Source organism: Novosphingobium arvoryzae (genome assembly GCF_014652615.1).
Lineage (GTDB): Bacteria > Pseudomonadota > Alphaproteobacteria > Sphingomonadales > Sphingomonadaceae > Novosphingobium > Novosphingobium arvoryzae.
In genome coordinates, this window is the sequence record NZ_BMZD01000007.1 from 85,113 (window position 1) to 107,528 (window position 22,416).

26 protein-coding genes and 2 tRNA genes are annotated in these 22,416 nt (G+C 63.5%); 11 read left to right on the plus strand and 17 right to left on the minus strand.

Features of this window, described 5'->3' with window-relative positions; genetic code table 11:
* Nucleotides 1-6: 6 nt before the first annotated feature.
* Nucleotides 7-1,683 carry a flotillin family protein gene (locus tag IE113_RS13535; protein ID WP_189542380.1) on the plus strand — a complete coding sequence of 559 codons (1,677 nt, stop codon included), beginning with the start codon at nt 7-9 and terminating at the stop codon, nt 1,681-1,683.
* Here IE113_RS13535 and speB read toward each other — a convergent pair.
* The 5 genes from speB to IE113_RS13560 all read right to left on the minus strand — a co-directional run bounded on the left by speB (nt 1,680) and on the right by IE113_RS13560 (nt 6,493).
* Complete coding sequence (gene speB / locus IE113_RS13540; RefSeq protein WP_189542382.1) at nt 1,680-2,486, minus strand: agmatinase; 807 nt, start codon at nt 2,484-2,486, stop codon at nt 1,680-1,682. The two genes, IE113_RS13535 and speB, sit on opposite strands and share 4 nt — an antisense overlap.
* 4 nt (nt 2,487-2,490) lie before the next feature.
* Nucleotides 2,491-3,111, minus strand: a complete 621-nt coding sequence (locus IE113_RS13545; RefSeq protein WP_189542384.1) for a glutathione S-transferase family protein — start codon at nt 3,109-3,111, stop codon at nt 2,491-2,493.
* Nucleotides 3,112-3,344: 233 nt separating this feature from the next.
* Nucleotides 3,345-4,412, minus strand: a complete 1,068-nt coding sequence (gene recA, locus IE113_RS13550; RefSeq protein WP_189542386.1) for a recombinase RecA — start codon at nt 4,410-4,412, stop codon at nt 3,345-3,347.
* Nucleotides 4,413-4,517: 105 nt separating this feature from the next.
* The gene (locus IE113_RS13555; protein WP_189542387.1) at nt 4,518-5,633 is read right to left on the minus strand and encodes an acyltransferase family protein; all 1,116 of its coding nucleotides are present in this window, start codon (nt 5,631-5,633) and stop codon (nt 4,518-4,520) included.
* Between the two features lie 86 nt (nt 5,634-5,719).
* Nucleotides 5,720-6,493, minus strand: coding sequence for an enoyl-CoA hydratase-related protein (locus IE113_RS13560; RefSeq protein WP_189542388.1), 774 nt, complete (start codon nt 6,491-6,493; stop codon nt 5,720-5,722).
* Nucleotides 6,494-6,636: 143 nt separating this feature from the next.
* On the opposite strand from IE113_RS13560, the gene IE113_RS13565 reads away from it, so the two are divergent.
* From IE113_RS13565 to accC, 5 genes are all read left to right on the plus strand, one after another.
* The gene (locus tag IE113_RS13565) at nt 6,637-7,050 is read left to right on the plus strand and encodes a holin family protein (protein ID WP_189542389.1); all 414 of its coding nucleotides are present in this window, start codon (nt 6,637-6,639) and stop codon (nt 7,048-7,050) included.
* Between the two features lie 89 nt (nt 7,051-7,139).
* Entirely contained in the window at nt 7,140-7,412 is a 273-nt protein-coding gene (locus tag IE113_RS13570; RefSeq protein ID WP_189542390.1) for a hypothetical protein, read from the plus strand.
* A gap of 83 nt (nt 7,413-7,495) precedes the next feature.
* On the plus strand, nt 7,496-7,933 hold the full coding sequence (gene aroQ / locus IE113_RS13575; protein ID WP_189542391.1) for a type II 3-dehydroquinate dehydratase: 438 nt from the start codon (nt 7,496-7,498) through the stop codon (nt 7,931-7,933).
* Between the two features lie 95 nt (nt 7,934-8,028).
* Complete coding sequence (accB, locus tag IE113_RS13580) at nt 8,029-8,523, plus strand: acetyl-CoA carboxylase biotin carboxyl carrier protein (protein WP_229822477.1); 495 nt, start codon at nt 8,029-8,031, stop codon at nt 8,521-8,523.
* Nucleotides 8,524-8,536: 13 nt separating this feature from the next.
* Nucleotides 8,537-9,886 carry an acetyl-CoA carboxylase biotin carboxylase subunit gene (accC, locus tag IE113_RS13585; protein WP_189542392.1) on the plus strand — a complete coding sequence of 450 codons (1,350 nt, stop codon included), beginning with the start codon at nt 8,537-8,539 and terminating at the stop codon, nt 9,884-9,886.
* Nucleotides 9,887-10,103: 217 nt separating this feature from the next.
* Here accC and IE113_RS13590 read toward each other — a convergent pair whose 3' ends face one another.
* On the minus strand, nt 10,104-10,568 hold the full coding sequence (locus IE113_RS13590; protein WP_189542393.1) for an Lrp/AsnC family transcriptional regulator: 465 nt from the start codon (nt 10,566-10,568) through the stop codon (nt 10,104-10,106).
* 223 nt (nt 10,569-10,791) lie between these two features.
* On the opposite strand from IE113_RS13590, the gene IE113_RS13595 reads away from it, so the two are divergent.
* The 4 genes from IE113_RS13595 to IE113_RS13610 all read left to right on the plus strand — a co-directional run bounded on the left by IE113_RS13595 (nt 10,792) and on the right by IE113_RS13610 (nt 13,771).
* Complete coding sequence (locus IE113_RS13595; protein WP_189542395.1) at nt 10,792-12,501, plus strand: sensor histidine kinase; 1,710 nt, start codon at nt 10,792-10,794, stop codon at nt 12,499-12,501.
* A gap of 74 nt (nt 12,502-12,575) precedes the next feature.
* Nucleotides 12,576-13,553 carry a polysaccharide deacetylase family protein gene (locus IE113_RS13600; protein ID WP_229822480.1) on the plus strand — a complete coding sequence of 326 codons (978 nt, stop codon included), beginning with the start codon at nt 12,576-12,578 and terminating at the stop codon, nt 13,551-13,553.
* Nucleotides 13,554-13,577: 24 nt separating this feature from the next.
* A tRNA-Ile gene (locus tag IE113_RS13605) sits at nt 13,578-13,653 on the plus strand.
* A 41-nt stretch (nt 13,654-13,694) separates the two neighbouring features.
* Nucleotides 13,695-13,771, plus strand: a tRNA-Pro gene (locus IE113_RS13610).
* A gap of 450 nt (nt 13,772-14,221) precedes the next feature.
* On the opposite strand, the gene IE113_RS13615 is transcribed toward IE113_RS13610, so the two are convergent.
* The 11 genes from IE113_RS13615 to IE113_RS13665 all read right to left on the minus strand — a co-directional run bounded on the left by IE113_RS13615 (nt 14,222) and on the right by IE113_RS13665 (nt 21,264).
* The gene (locus tag IE113_RS13615) at nt 14,222-15,508 is read right to left on the minus strand and encodes a phage major capsid protein (RefSeq protein ID WP_189542396.1); all 1,287 of its coding nucleotides are present in this window, start codon (nt 15,506-15,508) and stop codon (nt 14,222-14,224) included.
* A gap of 120 nt (nt 15,509-15,628) precedes the next feature.
* Nucleotides 15,629-15,844 carry a hypothetical protein gene (locus IE113_RS13620; protein WP_189542398.1) on the minus strand — a complete coding sequence of 72 codons (216 nt, stop codon included), beginning with the start codon at nt 15,842-15,844 and terminating at the stop codon, nt 15,629-15,631.
* The gene (locus IE113_RS13625; RefSeq protein ID WP_189542400.1) at nt 15,834-16,202 is read right to left on the minus strand and encodes a hypothetical protein; all 369 of its coding nucleotides are present in this window, start codon (nt 16,200-16,202) and stop codon (nt 15,834-15,836) included. Before IE113_RS13625 ends, IE113_RS13620 begins: the two co-directional genes overlap by 11 nt.
* Nucleotides 16,203-16,205: 3 nt before the next feature.
* A complete protein-coding gene (locus IE113_RS13630; protein ID WP_229822482.1) occupies nt 16,206-16,490 on the minus strand; it encodes a P27 family phage terminase small subunit in 285 nt (94 codons plus the stop codon).
* A 278-nt stretch (nt 16,491-16,768) separates the two neighbouring features.
* A complete protein-coding gene (locus IE113_RS13635; RefSeq protein ID WP_189542404.1) occupies nt 16,769-16,924 on the minus strand; it encodes a hypothetical protein in 156 nt (51 codons plus the stop codon).
* Nucleotides 16,924-17,502, minus strand: a complete 579-nt coding sequence (locus IE113_RS13640; RefSeq protein WP_189542406.1) for a hypothetical protein — start codon at nt 17,500-17,502, stop codon at nt 16,924-16,926. The genes IE113_RS13635 and IE113_RS13640 overlap by 1 nt, the downstream gene beginning before the upstream one ends.
* Before the next feature lie 27 nt (nt 17,503-17,529).
* Nucleotides 17,530-18,969, minus strand: coding sequence for an AAA family ATPase (locus tag IE113_RS13645; protein ID WP_189542408.1), 1,440 nt, complete (start codon nt 18,967-18,969; stop codon nt 17,530-17,532).
* On the minus strand, nt 18,966-19,256 hold the full coding sequence (locus IE113_RS13650) for a hypothetical protein (RefSeq protein WP_189542410.1): 291 nt from the start codon (nt 19,254-19,256) through the stop codon (nt 18,966-18,968). The genes IE113_RS13645 and IE113_RS13650 overlap by 4 nt, the downstream gene beginning before the upstream one ends.
* Nucleotides 19,256-19,435, minus strand: coding sequence for a helix-turn-helix transcriptional regulator (locus IE113_RS13655; RefSeq protein ID WP_189542411.1), 180 nt, complete (start codon nt 19,433-19,435; stop codon nt 19,256-19,258). Before IE113_RS13655 ends, IE113_RS13650 begins: the two co-directional genes overlap by 1 nt.
* A 75-nt stretch (nt 19,436-19,510) precedes the next feature.
* Nucleotides 19,511-19,954: a hypothetical protein gene (locus IE113_RS13660; protein ID WP_189542412.1), complete on the minus strand. Its 444-nt coding sequence runs from the start codon at nt 19,952-19,954 to the stop codon at nt 19,511-19,513.
* Complete coding sequence (locus tag IE113_RS13665; RefSeq protein WP_189542413.1) at nt 19,954-21,264, minus strand: tyrosine-type recombinase/integrase; 1,311 nt, start codon at nt 21,262-21,264, stop codon at nt 19,954-19,956. The genes IE113_RS13660 and IE113_RS13665 overlap by 1 nt, the downstream gene beginning before the upstream one ends.
* 580 nt (nt 21,265-21,844) lie before the next feature.
* On the opposite strand from IE113_RS13665, the gene IE113_RS13670 reads away from it, so the two are divergent.
* Nucleotides 21,845-22,273, plus strand: a complete 429-nt coding sequence (locus IE113_RS13670; RefSeq protein WP_123153350.1) for a helix-turn-helix domain-containing protein — start codon at nt 21,845-21,847, stop codon at nt 22,271-22,273.
* Nucleotides 22,274-22,416 lie beyond the last annotated feature (143 nt).

A 22,416-nucleotide genomic window follows, 5' to 3' on the forward strand; every position in this document is an offset into this window, starting at 1 on the left:
GGAACCATGAACCAGCTGACCACCATCGGCATCTACGCGGGCACGGGGCTGGCAGTCCTGCTGATCATCGCCGTCACGCTGACCCGGCTCTATCGCCGCGCGACCAAGGAGGTCGGCTTTGTCCGCACCGGGTTTGGCGGCGAACGCGTGGTGATCAATGGCGGCGCGCTGGTGCTGCCGGTGCTGCATGAAACGATGCCGGTGAACATGAACACCGTGCGGCTGGCGGTGGAGCGCAAGAACACCGACGCGCTGATCACGCTGGACCGGCTGCGGATCGACGTGAAGGCCGAATTCTATGTCCGCGTGCGCCCCGATGCCGGCGCCATCGCGATGGCGGCGCAGACGCTGGGGATGCGCACGATGAACCCCGAAGCGCTGAAGGACCTGGTCGAGGGCAAGTTCGTCGACGCGCTGCGCTCGGTCGCGGCGGGGATGACGATGAACCAGCTGCACGAACAGCGCGCCGACTTCGTGCAGAAAGTGCAGCAGGTTTCCTCCAACGACCTGGCGATGAACGGGCTGGAGCTGGAATCAGTCTCGCTGACCGGGCTGGACCAGACCTCGATCGAGCATTTCAACGCCAACAACGCGTTCGATGCCGAGGGTCTGACCAAGCTGACCGAGCAGATCGAACTGCGCAAGAAGGCCCGCAACGACATCGAGCAGGACACCCGCGTCCAGATCGAGCAAAAGAACCTGCAAGCCTCGCAGCAATCGTTCCAGATCGCCCGCGACGCCGAGTTCGCGCGGCTGGAACAGGAACGCGAGATCGAGATGCGCCGCGCCGCGCAGGCCGCCGAGGTGGCGCGCGAACAGGCCAAGCGCAATCAGGAGGCAGAAGAAGCGCGGATCGCCGCCAAGCAGGTGATCGACAGCCAGCAGATCGAAGCCGACCGCGCCGTGCAGGAAGCGCGGATCGCGCAGGAACAGGCGCTCGAAATCGCCCGGCAGGAACAGCAGATCGCGGTCCAGAACAAGAGCCGCGAGGAAAGCCAGGCCAAGGCCGAAGCCGACGAGGCACGCGCCAAGTCCGCCGCTGCCGAGGAACAGGTGGCGACCGCGCGTGAAACCGAAATTGCCGAGCGGCAAAAGCGGATCGAACTGATCGAGGCGGCCAAGGTGGCCGAGCGCGACGCGATCCGCGTGAAGGTGGAGGCGCAAGCCGAAAAGGAAGCCGCGACCAACCGCGCCGAAGCGGTGCGAATGGAGGCGGAGGGTCAGGCCGAAGCCGAAAAGCTGCGCGCCGAGGCCAGCCGCGTGCGCTTCGAAGTGGAAGCGGCCGGGCAGCGCGCGATCAACGAGGCGGCCAACCTGCTCTCGTCCGATCAGGTCTCGCTCCAGACCAAGCTGGCGCTGCTCAAAGTGCTGCCCGATCTGGTGCGCGAATCCGCCAAGCCGCTGGAAGCAATCGATTCGATCAAGATCGTGCAGGTCGATGGCCTGACGCGCGGCACCGGGGCCGATGGCGCGCCGGTGGCGGCGGGCAACGGCAATCTCGCCAGCGACGCGCTCTCCGCCGCGCTCTCCTATCGCGCGCAGGCGCCGATCATCGACGGACTGATGAAGGAACTGGGGCTGGACGGCGGCTCGCTGGAAGGGCTGGTCGGCGCGAAAGCCGAGCCTGCCAGGCCGGTCGTGCCTGCCCCGGTGAAGCCCAAGGCGGCTGACAAGGAGGGTTAAACGCGGTTGCGCGCGATCAGTGCCGCCACCTCGCGGACCAGCTTGGCCGCGAGGATGGCGGTACGCTCGTTCTGGTCAAAGCGCGGGTTCAACTCGACGATGTCCGCGCCAACCACCGGTGCGGTCTGGCGGCGCAGCACGGCCAGCACTTCGCGCGTGGTCAGCCCGCCGGGTTCCGGGTGCGAAACGCCCGGCGCCTCGGACGGATCGATCCCGTCGAGGTCAATGCTGATGTAGAGCGGGCCGTCCAGCACCGGCACGGCAGCAGGGGTGAACTCCGCCAAGGGCACGATCTCCACCCCATAGCGTTCGGCCTGTTCGCGGCAGTGACGGTTGAGCGTGCGGATGCCAACCTGCACCAGCCGCCGCGCGAGGCCGCTCTCCATGATCCGCGCAAAGGGCGATGCGTGGCTGCGCGGGTTGCCTTCGAAATCGGCATAGAGATCGGGGTGGGCATCAAAATGCAGGATGGTAAGCGGCCCGTGCCGCGCATGGACCGCCTGCACAACCGGGTGGGTCATCGCGTGATCGCCCCCCAGTGCCAGCGGCACGGCCCCCGCCGCCAGCACATCCCCGATGGCAGCGCGGATCAGCGCATCGTCTTCGGCGGTTTCCCGCAAGGGCACGTCGCCATGATCGGCAAGGTCGAAATCGTGGCCGATCTCCATGCCGTTTTCGCAGGCCAGGTTGCCCCGGTCCGACCACAGCGCGGCGCGGATCGCCGCCGGGGCCAGCGCCGGGCCGCGTTCGAACGAGGAATTGCTGTCGCTGGGCAGGCCAACCAGCCGGATCGCGGGGCGCATCGGCTCAATACCCGTAATAGGCCCCGCCCTTTTCCCGCGCGCGCTGCCAGGCCGGGCGCGCATGGGTGGCGGCGACGAACGCGGCCAGCTTGGGGAATTGCTCCCCTGCCCCTTGCATCACCGCGATTTCCGCCGGGAAGCTGAGCATCACGTCCGCGCCGGTCCAGTCATCGCCGACGAAGTGCCCACTGGGGCGCAGTTCGCCTTCCAGATAGGCGAAGTGGCTGGCGAGCTGTTCGGTAATGCGCGGCGCGAGCGGCGCGGCGGCATCGCCGAGGCGCGAGGTGTAGAGTTGCAGCAGGATCGGGGTCATGGCCGAGCCTTCGGCAAAGTGCATGAACTGCAAATGGCGCAAGGCATCAGCCACCGATGGCTGGAACCGGCCCTGCCCGTGGGTGTCGATCAGGTACTGCACGATCGCACCGGATTCCTGGATCACATGCCCATCCGCCTCCAGCAGCGGCGACTTGCCAAGCGGGTGAATCGCCTTGAGTTCCGGCGGGGCCAGGTTGGTCACCGCATCGCGCTGATACGAACGCAGTTCATACGGCAGTTCCAGTTCCTCCAGCAGCCAGAGGATCCGCTGCGAACGGCTGTTGTTGAGGTGGTGGACGATCAGCGACATCTGGATTCTCCCGGCTTGATTGGCAGGCAGGCTAACGGGGTTGGCACGGCGAGGCCAGTGGCCTTTGGGGCCAACCACGCAGCCAACAAAAAACCGGCGCAGCACCGTGGGGTGGTGCTGCGCCGGTCCTGGTTCGGAGAAGCGTTCCCCCTGGGCTTGGGGGACGGGGGGAACCGCTTCCCTTCAACCCCGCTGCGGCAGCGGGCGGCTGCCGTTGCGGAATTCTTCGTGGATCAGATGTCGTCGTCCGCGTCCGGACCCGCCATCATTTCCACGGCAAGACCTTCGGTCTGGCCGCGGATCGCAGCCTCCAGCCGGTCGCAAATCTCGGGGTTTTCGCGCAGGAAGTTCTTCGCATTCTCACGGCCCTGGCCGATGCGGATGCTGTCATAGCTGAACCACGCGCCCGACTTCTCAACGATCCCGGCCTTCACCCCCAGGTCGAGGATTTCCCCGATCTTGGAAATGCCTTCGCCATACATGATGTCGAATTCGACCTGCTTGAACGGCGGCGCGACCTTGTTCTTGACGACCTTCACGCGGGTGGCGTTGCCGACGATCTCGTCGCGGTCCTTGATCTGGCCGGTGCGGCGGATGTCGAGGCGGACCGAGGCATAGAACTTCAGCGCGTTGCCGCCGGTGGTGGTTTCCGGGTTGCCGTACATCACGCCGATCTTCATGCGCAGCTGGTTGATGAAGATCACCATGCAGCGCGAACGGCTGATCGAACCGGTCAGCTTGCGCAGGCTCTGGCTCATCAGGCGGGCCTGGAGGCCGACGTGGCTGTCACCCATTTCGCCTTCGATTTCAGCACGGGGAACCAGCGCGGCGACCGAGTCCACCACCAGCACGTCGATCGCGTTGGAACGGACCAGCGTGTCGGTGATTTCCAGCGCCTGCTCACCCGTATCGGGCTGCGAGACGATCAGTTCATCGATGTTGACGCCCAGCTTCTTGGCATAGACCGGATCGAGCGCGTGTTCCGCGTCGATGAAGGCGGCGGTGCCGCCGGTCTTCTGCGCTTCGGCAATGACGTGCAGCGCCAGCGTGGTCTTGCCCGAGCTTTCCGGACCGTAGACTTCGATCACGCGGCCTCGCGGCAGGCCGCCAACGCCCAGCGCGATGTCCAGCCCCAGCGACCCGGTGGAAATCGCTTCCACCTGCATCGCTTCCTTCGAGCCGAGCTTCATCGCGCTGCCCTTGCCGAATGCGCGGTCAATCTGCGCCAGCGCGGCTTCGAGCGCCTTTTGACGGTCCATGCTATCCTTGCCTTCCTGAATGAGCTTGAGCTGTGCAGCCATTGAACGTCCCCTTGCCTAACCCGCTGACCAGGAAGGTCAACTGACGCGTTTGTATCGCGTTTGTTCCATGAGAACAAGAGGGGAACTTCATTTTTCCGACACCGCTCAAGACGCGGGGATTTCCTTGGGTTTGTCGAGCCGGCGGATCAGCGCCCGGGCCAGGTTGTTGGCGGGCGTTTCGATATAGCGCAGCGTGATTCGCCCGGCCCAGTAGAGCAGCACCACATCGATCACGAACAACGGCAGCGCGATCAGCCATTCGTCCATCACATCACCTTCGAACCAGTGGATCACCCAGGCCGATGGCTGCCACACCAGCATGAAGTGCAGCACATAGAGGCTGAAGCTGACCTTGCCGATGCCGACCAGCCAGCCGCCGCCGCTGGCGCCCGCTGCGCTCTGTCCGCGCAGCCAGTTGGCGAGGAACACCGAGGCAATCCCGGCGAAAGTCGGCAGCACGCCGTAGAGCGGGTGAACATCGGCCACGATCACCCAGCTGCACAGGCCGAAGCCCGCAGCGGCCAGCAGCCCGTCGCGGAGCCGGTGGGGGGCAAGCATATCGCCCCGCCACGCCGCGAGGTAATAGACGATGCCGATCATGAAGACCGAGAACTGGGCGATGAACACCGTGTAGGGGAACTGGTTGTTGGCGATCCACCGGCCCGTTTCCAGCCGGTAGCCAAAGTGCCAGCCCAGCGCGACGAGCAGCGCAAGGCCCAGCCAGGCCGCCAGCGCCGCGCCGCCGAAGCGCCGCCAGCTGCGCTCCACCGCCCAGTAGAGCGCCGGGAAGATCAGGTAGAACAGCATTTCCGCCCCGATCGTCCAGCCGCCCGGCACGATCGAGTTGTTGGCCGACGGGATCACCCCGTGCACGAAGAACACGTTCGCCAGGATGTTCCCGGCGGTATAGCTGCTGCCCTTGCCCGCGCTGATGTAGAGCGCCGCATAGGCGACGATGCCGAGGTAATAGAGCGGCGCGATGCGGAAATAGCGGCGGATGTAGAAATTGCGCACCCCGTGCGCCTCACCCGCGCGCTGATCGGCCGAAAGGCACAGCGTGAAGGCCGAGGCGACGAAGAACAGCTGCACGCCGACTTGCCCGGTCGCGCCGATGATCTTCAGCGTCGGGCTGGCGAACATCTGCGCGTAATGCACGGCAATCACCGCGAGGATGGCCAGACCGCGCATGCGGTCCACGAAATCGAGCTTCTGGACGGGCATGGCCGCGCTATGCCCAAGTCGCGGGCAGAAGCAACCGGGGATCGGCGGCTATCATCAGATTCCGCGCCGCCCGATCCCCGCTACGCTCAGCGCCCGGTCCAGCGGGGGGCGCGCTTTTCAGCAAAGGCCCGCGGCCCTTCGCTGGCGTCCTCGCTGGTGCGCCACGCCTGGAATTCGGCCCAGCCCGGCTGCGCCCGCATCGCGGCTTCGACATCGCTTTCGGCCAGCCCGCGCAGGACCATGGCCTTGGACGTGCGCACCGACATCGGCGAGGCGCGCAGGATGTCGGCACACCAGCGCGCGGTGCAGTCCGCCAGTTCCGCGTCGGGGACGACTTCGGTCACGAAGCCCATCCGCAAGCCCTCGGCCGCGCCGACCCGCCGCGCCGCGAGGATCATTCCCATCGCCTGCTTGAGCGGCACCTGCCGAGCCAGCCGGTGCAGCCCGCCGCCCAGCGCGATCGCGCCAACCAGCGGTTCGGGCAGTCCGAAGCTGGCGCTTTCCGCCGCGATCACGATGTCGCAGGCCAGCGCCAGTTCGAACCCGCCGCCCAGCGCCAGGCCGTTGACGGCGGCGATGAACGGCTTGGGGCAATCGAACCGTTCGATCAGCCCGGCATAGCCGTGGGCCGGATAGTCGCGGTGCCCATCCTGCGCGACGGCCTTGAGGTCGGACCCGGCGCAAAAGCCCCGGCCCTCGCCCGTGATGACGCAGACGTGCTCGTCCGGCGCGGCGGCATAGGCGTTGAAAGCCGCCTCCAGTTCATCGTGCATGTCCGCGTTGATCGCGTTGAGCACGTCCGGCCGCGCCAGCGTCACCGTGCGCACCCCGTTTGCCACTGTCACCTTGATGTGCTGCATCCTCAAGCCCCTGCTGTGTGCCGTTATGTCCCGCTCTACCGTTCCACACTTGGCCGTCCGGCGCCACTGCCCTCACGCCATTTTCCTACAAGTGCCAAATTGGTTATTACGAATGTGTTTTATCAACCAGATGGAGTAAAGGCATGGCAATCCTCGAAGCCCTGATCGGCCCGATCGCCTCGATCATCGACAAGGTGATCCCCGACAAGGCCGCCCGCGACAAGGCGAAGCTGGAACTGCTGCAATTGCAGGGGTCGCAGGAACTGGCCGAAATCCAGTCGCGCCTGTCGGCCATCATCGCCGAGGCCAATTCCGCCGACCCGTGGACCAGCCGCGCCCGGCCAAGCTTTCTCTACGTGATCTACGCCCTGCTGCTGTGGGCACTGCCGATGGGGCTGATCGCCGCGTTCCGGCCGGATTCGGCCCAGGCGATCGCGGCGGGGATGAACGCCTATCTCTCTGGCCTGCCGGAGCCGCTCTATGCGTTGTTCGGCACCGGCTATCTGGGTTACACCGCCGCGCGGCAGTGGGGCAAGATTTCCGGCAGCGACAAGTAGGGCCGGCCCGGCAGGCGGCGCGGCGCACGATGCGTCCGGTCAGCTTCGGGTAAGGTTTTGAAGGTACACCACGGCCCGTGGAGTTGAACATGAACCAGAACAAGAACAGTCGTCGCACCGCCCTCGCCCTCGCCGCCCCCGTGGCCGCGGCCCTGCTGCTCGCCGGTTGCTCCAACCGCGACGAAAAGCTGGCCGAGGCCATTGCCACCGCCAATGCCGCCGCCGACCGCGCCGAACAGGCCGCCAAGCGCGCCGAAGCCGCGGCCAAGCATTCGGCAGCCGAGACGCCGACCGAAACGGTCATCAACGAAGTCGAACCGGACGATACCGCCCCGGACGAGGACCCCGCCCCCGCCGAATGACGCCTCCCGGCTTGCCCCCACGGCCCAGCGGGCTATGGAGTGGGGCAGCGACACAGCAACAGCCAGACTGACGGGGGCAATCCGTGGCGGACAAGACCATTTTCGTGCTCAACGGCCCGAACCTCAACCTGCTCGGCACGCGCGAACCGGAAGTTTATGGCCGCGAAACGCTGGCCGACATCATGGCGCGCCTGTCTGCCGCCGCGGCCGAGCGCGGATTTGCGGTCGATGCCCGCCAGTCCAACCATGAAGGCGAACTGGTCGACTGGCTGCACGCGGCCCAGGCTGCGGGCGCGCACTGCGTACTGCTGAACGCGGGCGCCTATACCCACACCAGCGTGGCCCTGCATGACGCGATCCGCAGCATCAAGGTGCCGGTGATCGAGGTGCACCTTTCCAATCCGCACCTGCGCGAGGAATTCCGCCACAAGAGCTTTGTCGGCATGGCTGCCAGGGGCACGGTCTGTGGATTCGGGGCAGACAGCTATCTCGTCGCGCTGGACGCCGCCACGCGCCTGTGACGCTGCGGCAGACGGGGTAAAACCGCCAACTCGCCCCTTGCCTCTGCCCGCCTCCCCGCGCATAGGCGGGGTTGAGTAACAACCATGAGGATCGCATGAGCGACGCAAAGGGCGCTGGCCGAAACGGCGGCATGAACATCGACAGCAAGCTGGTTCGCGAACTGGCCGAACTGCTGGCCGAAACCGGCCTGAGCGAGATCGAGGTCGAGGACGGGGATCGCAAGATCAAGGTGGCGCGCCAGCTGGCTGCCGCACCGGCCGTCCATGCGGTTGCCGCGCCGGCCCCGGCCCCCGTGGCTGCCGCGCCCGCACCGGCTGCGGCAGCGCCGGCCCCGGCTGCAGCCCCGGCGGTCGATGCCAATGCGGTGAAGTCGCCGATGGTCGGCACGGTCTATCTCTCGCCCGAACCCGGCGCCGCGCCGTTCGTGAGCGTTGGCCAGACGGTGAAGGCGGGCGACACGCTGGTCATCATCGAGGCGATGAAGGTGATGAACCCGATCACCGCGACAAGCGCGGGCACCGTCACCGCGATCCTGGTCGACAACGCGCAGCCGGTCGAATTCGACCAGCCGCTGGTCGTCGTCGCGTAAAGGCGAACACCCCATGGCGATCACCCGGCTCCTCATCGCCAATCGCGGCGAGATTGCTTTGCGCATCCACCGCGCGGCGCGCGAAATGGGCATCGAAACGGTCGCGGTCCACTCGACCGCCGATGCCGATGCGATGCATGTGCGGCTGGCCGACCATGCGGTCTGCATCGGCCCGCCGGCGGCGAAGGACAGCTACCTGAACGTGGCGGCGATCATTTCGGCGGCGGAAATCGCGCACGCCGACGCGATCCACCCCGGCTATGGCTTCCTGTCCGAAAACGCGCAGTTCGCCGAAATCGTCGAGGCGCACGGGATCACCTGGGTCGGGCCGAAACCCGAACACATCCGCACGATGGGCGACAAGGTGGAGGCCAAGCGCACCGCCGGCGCACTGGGTCTGCCGCTGGTGCCCGGCAGCGACGGCGCGATCAGCGATCCGGTTGAAGCGGCGAAGATCGCGGCGGAAATCGGCTATCCGGTGATCATCAAGGCGGCCTCTGGCGGCGGCGGGCGCGGCATGAAGGTGTGCAACGGCCCAGACGAGCTGGAAACTCTGATGCAGCAGGCCGGGAGCGAGGCGAAGGCCGCGTTCGGCGACGCCACGGTTTACCTGGAAAAGTATCTCGGCAACCCGCGCCACATCGAATTCCAGGTGTTTGGCGACGGCAACGGCAACGCCATCCATCTGGGTGAGCGCGACTGCTCGCTGCAGCGCCGCCACCAGAAGGTGCTGGAAGAAGCCCCCTCACCGGTCATCAGCCCCGAAGAGCGCGACCGCATGGGCGGAATCGTTGCCAAGGCCATGGCCGACATGGGCTATCGCGGCGCCGGGACGATCGAGTTCCTGTGGGAAAACGGCGAGTTCTACTTCATCGAAATGAACACCCGCCTGCAGGTGGAGCATCCGGTGACTGAAGCGATCACCGGGGTGGACCTGGTGCGCGAACAGATCCGCATCGCCGATGGCAAGCCGCTGTCGGTCGCGCAGGAAGACATTGAGTTCCACGGCCACGCGATCGAATGCCGCATCAACGCGGAAGACCCGTGGACGTTCGCGCCCTCACCGGGGCTGGTGAACAACTATCACGCGGCGGGCGGCATGCACGTGCGGGTCGATTCCGGCCTCTACGCGGGCTACAAGATTCCGCCGTATTATGACTCGATGATCGCCAAGCTGATCGTATCGGGTCGCAGCCGCGAAGGCTGCATCATGCGCCTGAAGCGCGCACTGGAAGAAATGGTGATCGGCGGCGTGAAAACCTCGATCCCGCTGCACCAGGCCCTGATGAACGAGCCGGACTTCATCCACGGCGACTATACGATCAAGTGGCTGGAGGAATGGCTGGCCAAGCGCCAGTCCTGATCGCATGCACCGTCGCCGTACTGCCCTGACTGCCGCAATTGCTGCGGCGGTGGGGCTTTCGGCAGGTTCGTGGTTACGCGGCGAGGTCGATCGCGATGCTTGCCTTGATGCAGGCGGAAAATGGCTTAACCGGGGAAGCTACTGCGCAGGAGCCGTTTGGGGCGAACGCGAGTAACCGTTCCCCCCCCAAGCTCGGCGATTTCTGCTCCGGCCAGTTCTACTCCAGCGGCACACCCGGCAACTGCTTCGCTGTACGGATGGTCAGCGAAGTCTTCACGCTTGCCACGTTTGGCGCCGGGGTCAGCTTGCTGGTCAGGAATTCCTGAAAGCTCTGCAGGTCCTTGCTGACGATCTTCAGAATGAAGTCGATCTCGCCGTTCAGCATATGGCATTCGCGGACTTCGGGCAGGCCCTTCATGTGGTCCTCGAACTGCCGCAGCGATTCCTCGGCCTGGCTTTTCAGGCTGACCATCGCGAACACCGTGATCGCAAAGCCCAGTTTCGAGGCGTCCAGATCGGCATGATAGCCGCGGATCACGCCCGATTCCTCCAGCGCGCGGACCCGCCGCAGGCACGGGGGCGCGGTCAGGCCGACGCGGTTTGCCAGCTCAACGTTGGTGACCCGCCCTTCGTCCTGAAGTTCGGCCAGCAGTCGCCGGTCGATTGAATCGAGATTTGCCATCAGCCCCACTCTTTCGTGCCCGAACAGGATGCACAATGCCCCTCAAGGGCAATATTCACAGCTATCCATACCAAGGCCAGATAATTTTATTGTTTCATATCGCAATTGTCCCACTTTGCAACGCATCACCTGCGCGCGCTTCCGCAATCCGGCTGCTCTGGTATGCCATCGTTTGTCCCGCTGGGCGCTTCCGCGCCAGAACCTCTGAACGACCGGAGCCGCGATGCATTTCGACGACCGCCTGGCCACCGTACTGCGCAGCCGCGCCGACGGACCGGTGACGTCGCGCATCCAGTTCAGGCAACTGCTCGATCTGCTGGGAACCTTGCCACCCGATGCCACCGGATCGCAGGTCGATGCCGCGTATGACCGGCTGGCCGATCTCGTCCGCGCGATCCCCACTGAAAGCCGGAGCGCGATCATTCGGGAGACCGGCCTGCGCCTGCGCTCGACCCGACTGGTGGCAGCGCTGGCCAGCGCCGACCCGGCTCAGGCCGCCAGCGCGCTGGCCAATGCGCAGCTTGCGGAAGAACAATGGCTGGATCTGATCCCGGCACTGCCGCTGGGAGCGCGGGGACATATCCGCCAGCGCCGCGATCTGGGGGCAAGGGTCGAGGCATTGCTGGCGCGGCTGGGCATTGGCGATCGCGCCCTGCCGCCGACGCAAGGCACAGCGGACATGCCACTGGCTCCTGCCGCCCCATCCGTGGCCGAGGCAGATGTCCTGCCTCCCGAGCCTGCGAAGCCGCCGCTCGACGGGATTGGCGCGCTGGTGCGCAAGATCGAAGCCTATCGCCGCTCAAAGCAGGTGATCGAAGGCAGCGTTCCCGCGGATTCGCCGCGACTACCGCTGGGCGAGGATCTGGCCGCCGCCTTCCCGGCCGAGGCGCGCGCGTTCGATTTTGCCACTGATGCAAGTGGCCGCGTGGTGTGGACCGATCCCGGCGTGGCCCCGATGGCAGTCGGGCTGTTGCTGGGCTCGCGCGCATCAGAAAGCCCGGCAACCTGCGGGGCCGACATGCTGCAGGCCATGCGCCGCCTCCAGCCGCTCTCTGGCGCGCGGCTGCACATCACCGGTGCCCCCGCGATTGCCGGTGATTGGCAGGTGGATGCGGTTCCAGCCTTCGATCCGCTCAGTGGGCGGTTCGGCGGCTACCGTGGGCGCATGCGACGCCCAGCCGCCGCAGCTGCCGGCACGCTCGCCCCGTCGCGCGATACCGAGGCCGAACGCCTTCGCCAGGCGCTGCACGAATTGCGCACACCGGTAAATGCCATTCAGGGCTTTGCGGAGGTGATCCAGCAGCAGCTGTTTGGCCCGACCCCGCATGAATACCGGGCCCTGGCAGCCGGAATCGCAGGCGATGCCGCGCGCATGCTGGCCGCGTTCGAGGAACTGGAGCGGCTGGCCCGGCTGGACAGCAAGGTTCTGGAACTGGAAGGCGGTGAAACCCCGCTAGACCAGATCGTGGCAGGAACCGTTGCCCAGCTCGATGCCCACACGCGCTCGCGCGGCAGCGGGTTCGACTTGCGGATCGAGGACGATGGCCTGCTCCTGCCGCTTGCCCGGATTGAGGTGGAACGGATCGTATGGCGCCTGCTGGCCACGCTGGGCGGCACGGCGGCGCCCGGCGAGCGGCTCAAGCTGCGCCTGCGCCGCAAGGGCGATGCCATTCGCCTCACCGTGGCCTTGCCGGCCGCGCTGGCGGCAAAGGATGATGCCGGCCTGTTCACGGCCGCCACCGGCAGCGTGCCCCAGGTCGTCGCGGCGGGGGTTTTCGGCGTCGGCTTTGCGCTGCGGCTCGTTCGTGCCGAAGCCAGTGCCGCGGGCGGCAAGCTGGAGCGGCACAAGGATCGGCTGCGGCTGGAACTGCCGGGGTTGACCCCGGCACTGCAGGATCATAGCGATAGCGAGGCAGGCACAATGGCAGGCTGACCTGTCGAAAAATACAGGGGCAGAACAACTTGGTGCAATTGCGGATCCCGGACACGCCGGTCAGGACAGACCCTGTGCGGTTCGCACCGGAAGCGGGGCAGCGCTTCATCCTGACAGTCGACACCGAAGAGGAGTTCGATTGGACCAGACCCATCAGCAAATCCGGACACACCCTGCATTCCATTGCCCGCCTGGCAAAATTCCAGGAGTTTTCCGAGGCGCAGGGCGTCTGCCCGATCTACCTCATCGACTATCCGATCGCGACGTCCCCCCTCGCCGCAGAGATCCTGAAACCGGCAATCGCAGCCGGGCGCGCCGAAGTGGGGGTGCAATTGCACCCCTGGGTCAGCCCTCCGCACGACGAGGAAGTGAACCAGTTCAACAGTTTTGCGGGCAATCTGCCGCACGCACTGGAGCGCGAGAAGTTTCATCGGCTCCACGCCGCAATCGAACAGAACTTTGGCGCGACGCCGCTGATCTATCGGGCCGGACGCTATGGCACCGGGCCGCATACCGCCGAGATCCTGTCCGAACACGGCATGGCGATCGACACCTCGGTTCGTGCCCGATTCGACTACAGCGCCGCCGGCGGTCCCAACTACCGGGATCACCCCGTCACCCCCTATTGGCTCGATCGCAGCAACGGATTGATGGAGCTGCCCCTGACCTCGGTCTACTGGGGCATTCTGCGACAAATCGGCCCCTGGCTTTACCCGAAGCTGTGGCGCACTCCGCGCCTGCGTGGTGCACTCGCCCGGATCGGAATGCTGGAGCGCATTCCGCTGACTCCCGAGGGCGTGACGCTGGAAGAAGCGATTCGCGGGATCGATATTGCCATTGATGAAGGCCTGCCGATCCTCGTGTTCAGCTTCCACAGCCCGTCACTGGCCCCCGGCTTCACCCCTTATGTGAAGACCGAGGACGACCTTGATGCCCTGTACGACTGGTGGCGCGGCGTATTCGCCTATTTGCGCCAGCGCGGCGTTCAGCCCAGCAACGTGAAAGACATCATGCGGTCGGTCGAGCTTGCCACAACCGCACGGCCAAGCTAACGCGCCGCTTCTGGTGGCGGGTATGGGCCTGTAGCTCAGCGGTTAGAGCTGGCCGCTCATAACGGCTAGGTCGCGGGTTCGAATCCTGCCGGGCCCACCACCATTACCCGGTCTGGCCAATGCCAGACCGGAAACCAGGGTCGGGGAGTAGCGCAGCCTGGTAGCGCATCTGCTTTGGGAGCAGAGGGTCGCAGGTTCGAATCCTGTCTCCCCGACCATAAAATCAATCACTTAGACAGGAAGTAAAGGCCACGCCCCCGACCTTGGGTTACACCTTGGGTTACACCTTGGGCTACGGGGGCAAATGTCAGCCAGCGCAGCCTAACCGCACTGGGGGCGCAGCCAGTCAGACGCGGCACTCGATCACCCGCCACCCCGAATCGGGTTACGCGGCCCACCTATGGCCGTTCGGGCATAGTCCGGGTCAACATCGGCCAAGGCGCAAACTAGCTGCCCGTCCCTGCTGGCCAGCCATCGCATTGCGTCGCTATCGCGCAGTGCGTGCATCAGCACTGTCAGAAACAGTGCGCGGATAGGATCGCTGCCATCCCGTTCTATCTCGGTCGCCAGCGCCTGCAAGCGCGTCACCTGCCCCATAGTTCACCCATGAAAAAGGGCGGAGCCGCAAAGCCCCGCCCTTACCGTTAGAATGCCGGAATGGCCGCCCATCAAGCGGGCTTGATTCCAGTCAGCTTGCAGAACGATTTCGGCCTTGCGGTCTGAATGTCAGCGCGCAGCCACGCGATTGCGAGCAACTGGCCATTGCCCGCGAGCGGCTGGTCGAAAATGCGGATTTCGAGCGAAGTCCGCAGGCCAATCAGCAGGTCGCGGAAATCGCCAATCACAATGCTAGAGGCATTGGTTGCAGTGCCCTCGGTTTCATCGATCGGCGCGCTGGTGGTCGAAAGCAGAGGAACGCGCGACACAAGATCAGGCGCGCGAAGCGGGTTCCCGTCTGCATCCTTCAGCTTGGCCAGTGCGATTTCAGTGCGCGGCGCGCAAATCATCGCAGTCGGGTCCGCCGCGTTCGCATTCTTCAGCGCAAGCATTGCGTCAAGAATCGGATCGTAACCGGCAAGAGCCGCGCCGTTAGTGCCCATCGACACAGCATTGATTCCAGACGTATGCCAGACGCCCGTGGGCGAATTGCCCGTCCCGTCACCGTAGATCGCGGCCCGGTCTAGCGCAGTCGCCATGGCACCGGCAAAAGCCGCCTCAAGCGCCGCCCCGATATTGGTCGAGTCTTCCAGCAGTTCACGGGACATAGGCACCCGGCCCGCCAGCGTCTTGGCTTCAAACAGCACCCGGCTAAACGTCGGGTCATTCTCTGCAATCGCGGCATTCTCGGCCCGCCAATCGCAGCCCGGATCAGTATCAATTCGAGCCATCGAAAGCGTCGAGCTGTCCATTTCAACGGTCTGCGCACCGGCGGCGATTGCAACACTGCGAGCGCGCAGACGGTCGATAAAGTCAGCCGCAAGGGGAGCCGGGACAGTAAAACCGCCTGCACTGTCAGTGCCAGCCGCAAGAGCGCGGGTTTCTGCCTCATTGCGCGGGCCAGTCACCTTAGCACGGACAAGATCACCAAAGCCCACCGCCTCATTGCGATTGCCGCCCATGCGTTCGGAACGCGTCAGCACCCGGACCGGCTGGCCGCGCTGGTCAACCCAAGCGCTACGCTTGCCTTGCAGCAGGGTCGAGCCGTCATCGCTGCCGGGGGCGATAGCATCACACCCAGGACGATTAGCAGCGCGGCTTTCGGCATCGCCAGCAGCCATTTGCGCCGCTTCAATGTCGAGCGCGTTCAGGTCCAGTTCGCGCATTGCCGCATCGTGGCGGCGCTCAAGATCGGCCAGTTTGGCCGCGTCGCGCTCGGTCTGCATTTGCGCCAGCAGACTACGAGCATCATCGATAAGTGAAACGCGGTCGCGCTTCAGTGCAATAGTATTATTCATTTTGGAAAAGCCTTTCGTTTTCCAAGGTGAGACAAAGCCGGGATCAGCCCCGGGGCCTCGCGTCGGAAAACGCGGAAATTGAAGCTTAGTCCAATCCCATAAAATTGCAAGCAAATAAAATTAACATTTCCCCATAACTTGCCCCTCCATCAAATCTGCTAGATCGCGCAAACGCTCAATTGCATCTATAGGCCCAAGGGCAACAGCCAACACTTGCGCAAGCGCCGCACCGCTTATTTTGGCCGCATCTTGCTTGCCTATGTCTCTCACCTCAAAAGATCGCCCAAGCGCCAGCGTGACTAGCTGCACGTTTTCGCGGAATTGTTCATCGGTCATTGGAATTACTCCCACCATTGCCCGCCCAGCTTTCAGGCGGCCCAAACTGCGCAAAGGCCCATACGTCTTGCCGATCGGCGGCTTGCGCCATGATACCCGCGCCCACGCGATTCCAATCGGCGCGCATGGCTTCGAGAATGATCGCTTGGCCAGCCTCGGAGACTTCCCAGAAAAACCCGTCTTCCCCGTCAGGGCTGGCCACACCGCCCCACTTATGCCCGCGAATCCGCCATTCATCGGCGGGCCATAGATAATAGCCGCAACCCGCCAGCAGGCAGCGCCCCGGCCCTTCCACCAGTTCAACCAGCTTCAGGTCGTCAATGTCCCGCCCCTTGGAGACGCGTCTCTTGACCGGCATCGTCTAGCCCCTTCGATTGCTGACAAGAGCAGGCGGGCGCGGCGCGCTGGCACCGGCAACAGCACCGGCGTCTAGGTCAAGTTCCCGCACCAACCGTGCGAAGGCTATGCGCGCGTTGCGTTCGATCGCCTCGGCGGGATGCGCCTTGATAACCCCGCGCGCGTCGGTGAAGGTCAAAGCACCATGCGCGGCCAATTCGGCGCGGGCCTGCGCCATGCGGTCGAGCGCCTCGCAGGCGGATTGAAGCAAGTGAAGGTGGTGCGGTTCCAGCGAATAGTCGCGCAGCACTTCCCGCCACCATTGCGCGGCATTGTCTGACAAGTGTGCAGGTGGTTCATTTGACGGCATCGGTGTTTCCCTCGTTAGTTTCGGCAGCCTCACAGGTTGAACGGGGGCAGGGCGTTAAGACGTTAGCCCCTTCAGCCGCTCGCACGTTTCCAAGATCCAGTGATGCACCCTCCCCCTTCCCCCCAGCCGCGCGTTTGCGCCGCCGTGCCCGGTAGAAGTGTGGTGCAATGTATTTGCCGTTTGTGGTCATGGCTTCATGCCTCCAAGATAGGGCAGGTTCATTCGTCGTTTTCAGCCAGCGCGCGGGCGAGGTCAGACATCAGCGCCAGCGCGTGCCGCCGTGTCAGGGTGACTTGCACAAGCGGTCGCCCATGCCGCCAAACGTGCAGGATCAACCCCGGTCGCACAAAAGCCAGCGGATCGGCGCGCGGCATCATTGCTCGCACCATGCGCAGCCAACGCCCGCACAAGAGGGGCAAGTCTGTCCGTCATCATCAACCCCAGACGGGGCGGGACACGGGACACCCCTATAGGGGTGTGTCCTGTCCGTCCCGCTCATCCCCGCTTCTGCATCGGGACATTCTGGCGAATTGTCCGGGACTGTCCCGCTTGTCCCGCCTTGCCGCTGGAACATGATGGAGAGGGCCACAGCGGAATCGCGCCACAGGTAAACATCATTCTCGGCGCTAATCAGGCCTGCCGATTGCAGGTCTTGGCGCACCCGCCCGAAGGCCTTGCGCTTGGCGTCGATCGTGTCGCCCGTGTGCTTGGCGTAAAAGTCGGCGCGCCAATGATCCAAGTGCAGCCCGGTGAAGCCATCGGCGGTCCAAATCCCATTGACGGCAGCCGCGTCGATATAGGCGTCTCTGGCCAGCTTCTGCACCTTGGTAAGCTGCCGTTCTTTGGTGGTGCAGGCCTCGGCCAGTTCGAGCGCCGCACTTGACGCGCCGCCTCCAAGGTCAACCGATTTCAGCGCAAACGTCATGTTGCGAGGGGGTTCGGCATCCTTCATTTTGGTGCAGACAAGCTTTATCATCGCCTAGTCCCTTTCCAGTCGATATTCGAAGTCTAGAGCGCCCTTCAGGGCCATAGCGCCGCGTGCCCTGCCCTTTTCGGTATGGCCGGAATGATGAACGATAAGCACCGTGCAGCCGGGAAATCGGGCTTTCAAATCATCGACAGCGGCAACAAAAGCGCTCATGTCACTTGTGCTATTCTCGTCTCCCGGCCCGTAGTTTCTGGCCAGCGTGTCGATAATGATAAGGGCCGGTGCACCGTGAAGCGCCGCCAGCCCTTCAACAGCTTCAGCCACAGCGTTAGCGCTTGCAGCGTCTAGAAACTGCGCAGGACGGGTCGAAACGAACAAAGGCGCATTGGCTATCGAAACGTCTCGATCGTGCGCCCACGCGGCGAACCTGCGAGCAAGTCCGTTGTGCCCTTCCCCGGCAATGTAAAACACAGCCCCTTGCTTGACGGCCAGCCCGTGAAAAGGGGTTCCCGTAGCTAGTGACAGGGCAATATCCACCGCAAGGAAGCTCTTGCCGCAGCCCGGATCGCCAAACAGCAAGCCCAGCGCACTTGCCTCAATCAAGCCGTCGATCAGAAACTCAGGGGGGCGAAACTCTAGATTGCCAACCGCCACGAAACGGAAAGCACTCGCGGGCTTATCTGCCCCCGCCCCCGCTTCAGGCTGATGCAGCCAGTCAGGCAAGGCCGCATTAGCGCAAAGCTTTTCCAGATCATCCGCGCTACCTTGCCAGTCGATCACGTCGCCAGCTTCAGGCAGTCCCGGCAATTCCACGATTGCAGGCGCAGCGCAGCCGCTTAGGTCGCTGAAAGCCTTGCGGGCAAAGTCTCGCCCAGGTGCATCATTGTCGGGCAGGATAAACACTTTTGCCCCGGCAAAGTGCCCTGCGTAGTCCGCCCGCCACCCGTTCGAGCCAAAGGCGATTGCCGTTGCGGGCAAGCCCCATGCGGCAAGCTTATCGGCCTTAGCTTCGCCTTCCACCAGATAAACGGGACGGCAGGCCTCGATAGCTTGCCGCAGTTCGGGCAGGCGATACGGAACGCGATCACAGTCGCCCATGCCAGCCACCCAGCGTCCGCCCTCGCACCGTTCGGCCCGAAACTCTTTCGGGCGTTTGCCCGGTCCCGGCCAATTCGCAGGCTCGCGGCGCACCGTGCGATAAATCACCTCGCCGGTTGCATCGACATATTCAAAGGTCGCCACAGGCAGCCACGGCCCTAGTTCGGCCTTAGCTTTCCGTGCTGGCAGGAAGCCATCGGCGCGCAGGCGGTCCTTTTCCGCAAGCGGATCGGCACCGTTAAAGCAATGCACTATGCAGCCGTCCGGCGCATCAGGCGCGGGCTTAATCGCTACGCCCCTGTCCTTATTGCTATGGCCAATGGCCGGGATCAAAGCCTGTCCGCCACTGACCGCACCGCCGTAGCGCCGTGCGATTTCGCCAACATCGATCATCGCTCACCCCCGCCGTTACGGTCGATCAGGGGCCAGCTTTCCAGACGCGCCAATTCCTCGGCAAAGGTTCGCGCAGCCAAATAATCGGGAAAGGCGCGCGGCTCGTGCGTAATGGTCGCAGGTTCAACCGAAACAGCATAACCGCAACACAATCCGGCGGAGACGAAAACGGCAAAGCGCCGCCGCGTCGGTTGCCTAAATGCGGGATTTTGGCTAAGGGTTTCAGTGTCCGTCGCATTGGATACCGAAGCCCCCGTGCCGCCCGCGCGGGGGTTTTCCTTTGCCATCAGTTTGCGCTTTCCTTTTCGCGGTTGGCCAGCCACTCGGCCAGTCTCTCGGCGGAAAGGCCTACGCGGCGCGGGGACAGCCGCACGTAAGCGGGAAACTCACCCCGGCGCTGAAGCCGCCAGATTGTCGAATTGGAAAGCCCGGTTTCGGCCTCAACCTGTTTGCGTTGCAAGATCATTGTGCCACCTCGTGAAAGCGTGAGACACACCTCGCAGATAGCCCCCCTTCAGGTCACTTGCCGTTAATTCGCGTTTTATGGAGAGGCGGTTTTGCTCGCAGGCCGATACTGCCTTTCTATTCGGTTATAGCTTCGCTCAATTTGCTCGATTGAGCCTTGCGCCGGAGTTCCCGCAAGGATTTTCTGGGCAGCATCAAAGGCTTCCTCGCGCTTCTTTGCACCGCCAAGCTTTAACTTGCGTTTATGCAGTTCCCTTGCGGCGATTCTATGCCGTTCTTTATGACCAGCATCACGGGCACGCCGCGCTTTATAACCCCCTGTCTTGCCCCTGCCCGGAGCGCCTCCCTTTTCAAAGGTGAAAGTCAATGCGTTGAAAACTTCCCCAACCATCCAATCAGGCAATGGCCTGCCGTGCATGGTCGCCCATCGAAAAGCCTGCATCAGCGCAATAAAATCGCCCGACACAAATCGCTTTTCGCATTCGCTCAATTCGGCTTCGATCACCTGCTCCCAGTCCATCACTTTGCCCCCGCCTTGCTCATTTGCACCACGTTTGCCGCTTCAGGCTTGCCGTTCACAATCCGGTCGAGTTCGGTCGCCCATAGGTCGAGCGCTGCCCGCTTGGGTTCGAGATAGTCAAACTGGTCATAGATCGCGTCAACGCCCTGCAAGGCATGGTTCAGCACCCGCCGCCGCACAAACGGGTCAACCCCAAGGCGAGCAAGCCCCGTGCTGACCGTGCGGCGCAAATCGTGAATCCGCCAATCTGACAATTCCCCGCCAAGGGCCGCGCACATGGCATCATCAAGCCAGCCCTTAGGCTTGGAAAACATACTAATCGGCGCTGCCCCGTTCGTGGTGAGAACATAGGGCGATGGAACGGACTTCCCGTCCATATCAATCGATAGGCGCGGCAGGCCCGTTAGAAGCGCCACAACAGCCGGTGAGAGGGGCACTAAGTGCGCCCGTGCAGACTTCGTGTCCGCCGACGCCAGCGCCCATGTCCGCGCCTTCAGGTCAATGTCGGCCCAACGCATCCCAGCAACCTCGCCCCGCCGCTGGCCGGTGAGCAGCAACAGCCGAAAATACGCGCCCCAAGGGAACATTGACGGGTGAGCCGCAAGCCTGCCCGCTTTGTTGCGTTCGTCGCCTCGGCTGGCCGGATCGGTCGCAACCCATAGCGCCCTGATTTCGTCCTCGGTCAAAGTCCGCTCGCGTTGCACTTCAGCACCGGGCAGGATTAGCGCCGCTGCCGGATCGGCCTCGATCACATCCCGCGACACAGCAAACTTGAAAAGGCGCTTTAGCAACCCGCCCACACGGCGCGCGGTGGTCATGCCGTGCTTGTCCGCGATTAGGTCTAGGAAGTCCGCCAGATCGCGCCGCTTGATCGCCTGAATCTGCCAATCCCCAAAGTGCGGGATCACATACTTGTCGAACATCCAGCGATAGCTTGACGGATTCTTGATACGCTTTTCCGCCCATCGCGTCATAAACGTATCAACCACGCCCGCCACCCGCTCGCCACCCTCTTGCGCTCGCCGGATAGTTGCAGGCGCAATGATCGCACCGCCCGCAATCGTGCCCTGCATGGCGACTGCCTTTGTCCGTGCCGCTGCCAGCGAATAAGCGCCCGCACCGTCGCCAAACGGCCCGATTGTCATGGTCCGCACCTTGCCGCCAGCGCGTTGCCGCAAGATCCATGTCTTGCTTGTCGGCGTAACCCGGATGCGCAGCCCCGGCACAAGCGCGTCGGGAACCTCTAAACGCTGGCCAGAAGCGGCCTTTAGCCCCCGCACCTTTGCGTCGGTCAAAATCGGATTCGCCATAAGTGTAACCCACGTTCGGGCTATCGGCCCATAAACCCCAGCATCATGCAGAAGGTCCAATGGGTGTAACCCTGGGTTACGAATTTTGGAAGTGCCTTGCGATCAACTGAAACGCAAAGAAACGCTATTTCTTTGATTTTAATAGGTTTTAAATAGCCCTGAAATCCCCAGAAAAACTAAGTCCTTTGCTTTGGGAGCAGAGGGTCGCAGGTTCGAATCCTGTCTCCCCGACCATTCAATACGCGCGAATTCAAAACTGCCCCAAGGGGGCCGAAAAACGGCAGAATTCTGGGGTTTTTCAGAACGGAGAAATTTGGAGATTTTCCAATTTCACCTCCAAAACAGCCAATATTTTTTCCACAACCTCTGGACCGGAGATGGGCTAGGTCACAGAATTCTGCTGTTTCTAGAGCCCGGAACGGGCAATCACAGTTGCAAAAACGCGACGGCTTACCCCCAGACTTCAGACTGCTATTGCCTCCCGTCAGCTAGCGGGGAAAAGTGCTGGATTTACAGTGGCAGGCACAGGCAATGCTACTACGCCATTGACGTAGTTTGGGACGCAAAATAGCAATCGGGAATGAGGCAAAAGCGCAAACCATGGAAAGCCGTGAAGGTCTCTGTAAGCGTCGCATCACCTGACGATCCGATAGCCCGCCCGCCTCGTGCCCACGTTCCAGTTGTCAACTTATCAGCGATTAGAGCCAAGGCCGGAATGTCACAAAGCGCTTTCGCGGCAAGCATCGGGGTGCCTCTGGGCACCTTGATAAACTGGGAACAAGGCCGCCGACAGCCGACAGGAGCCGCCAAGGTTTTGCTCGCATTGCTTGCAAAGAAGCCCTCTCTTGTGAGGGATCTCTATCCAGCACCAAGCCCAAAGACGCATTATTGGACACCCGGCAGCCCAGACCCTGACGAAATGACCGCCAAGGAGAGGCTGGCTGAGGTCGGCGAAATATTGGCCAAGGGCGTTGCTCGAATGCTGAAAAAGTCAGCGGAGCATTCTTGATCATATCAGCCCGATCCCTTGGGCGTGCCGGCTCGCCACATAACCGGCACGCCCGTTCATACATCATGCGCAGACTTTCCGCGCATACGGTCGGTCCATATGACGGCCGGCCTAGTGGGCTCCGAGCGGGTTCGCCGCCATCC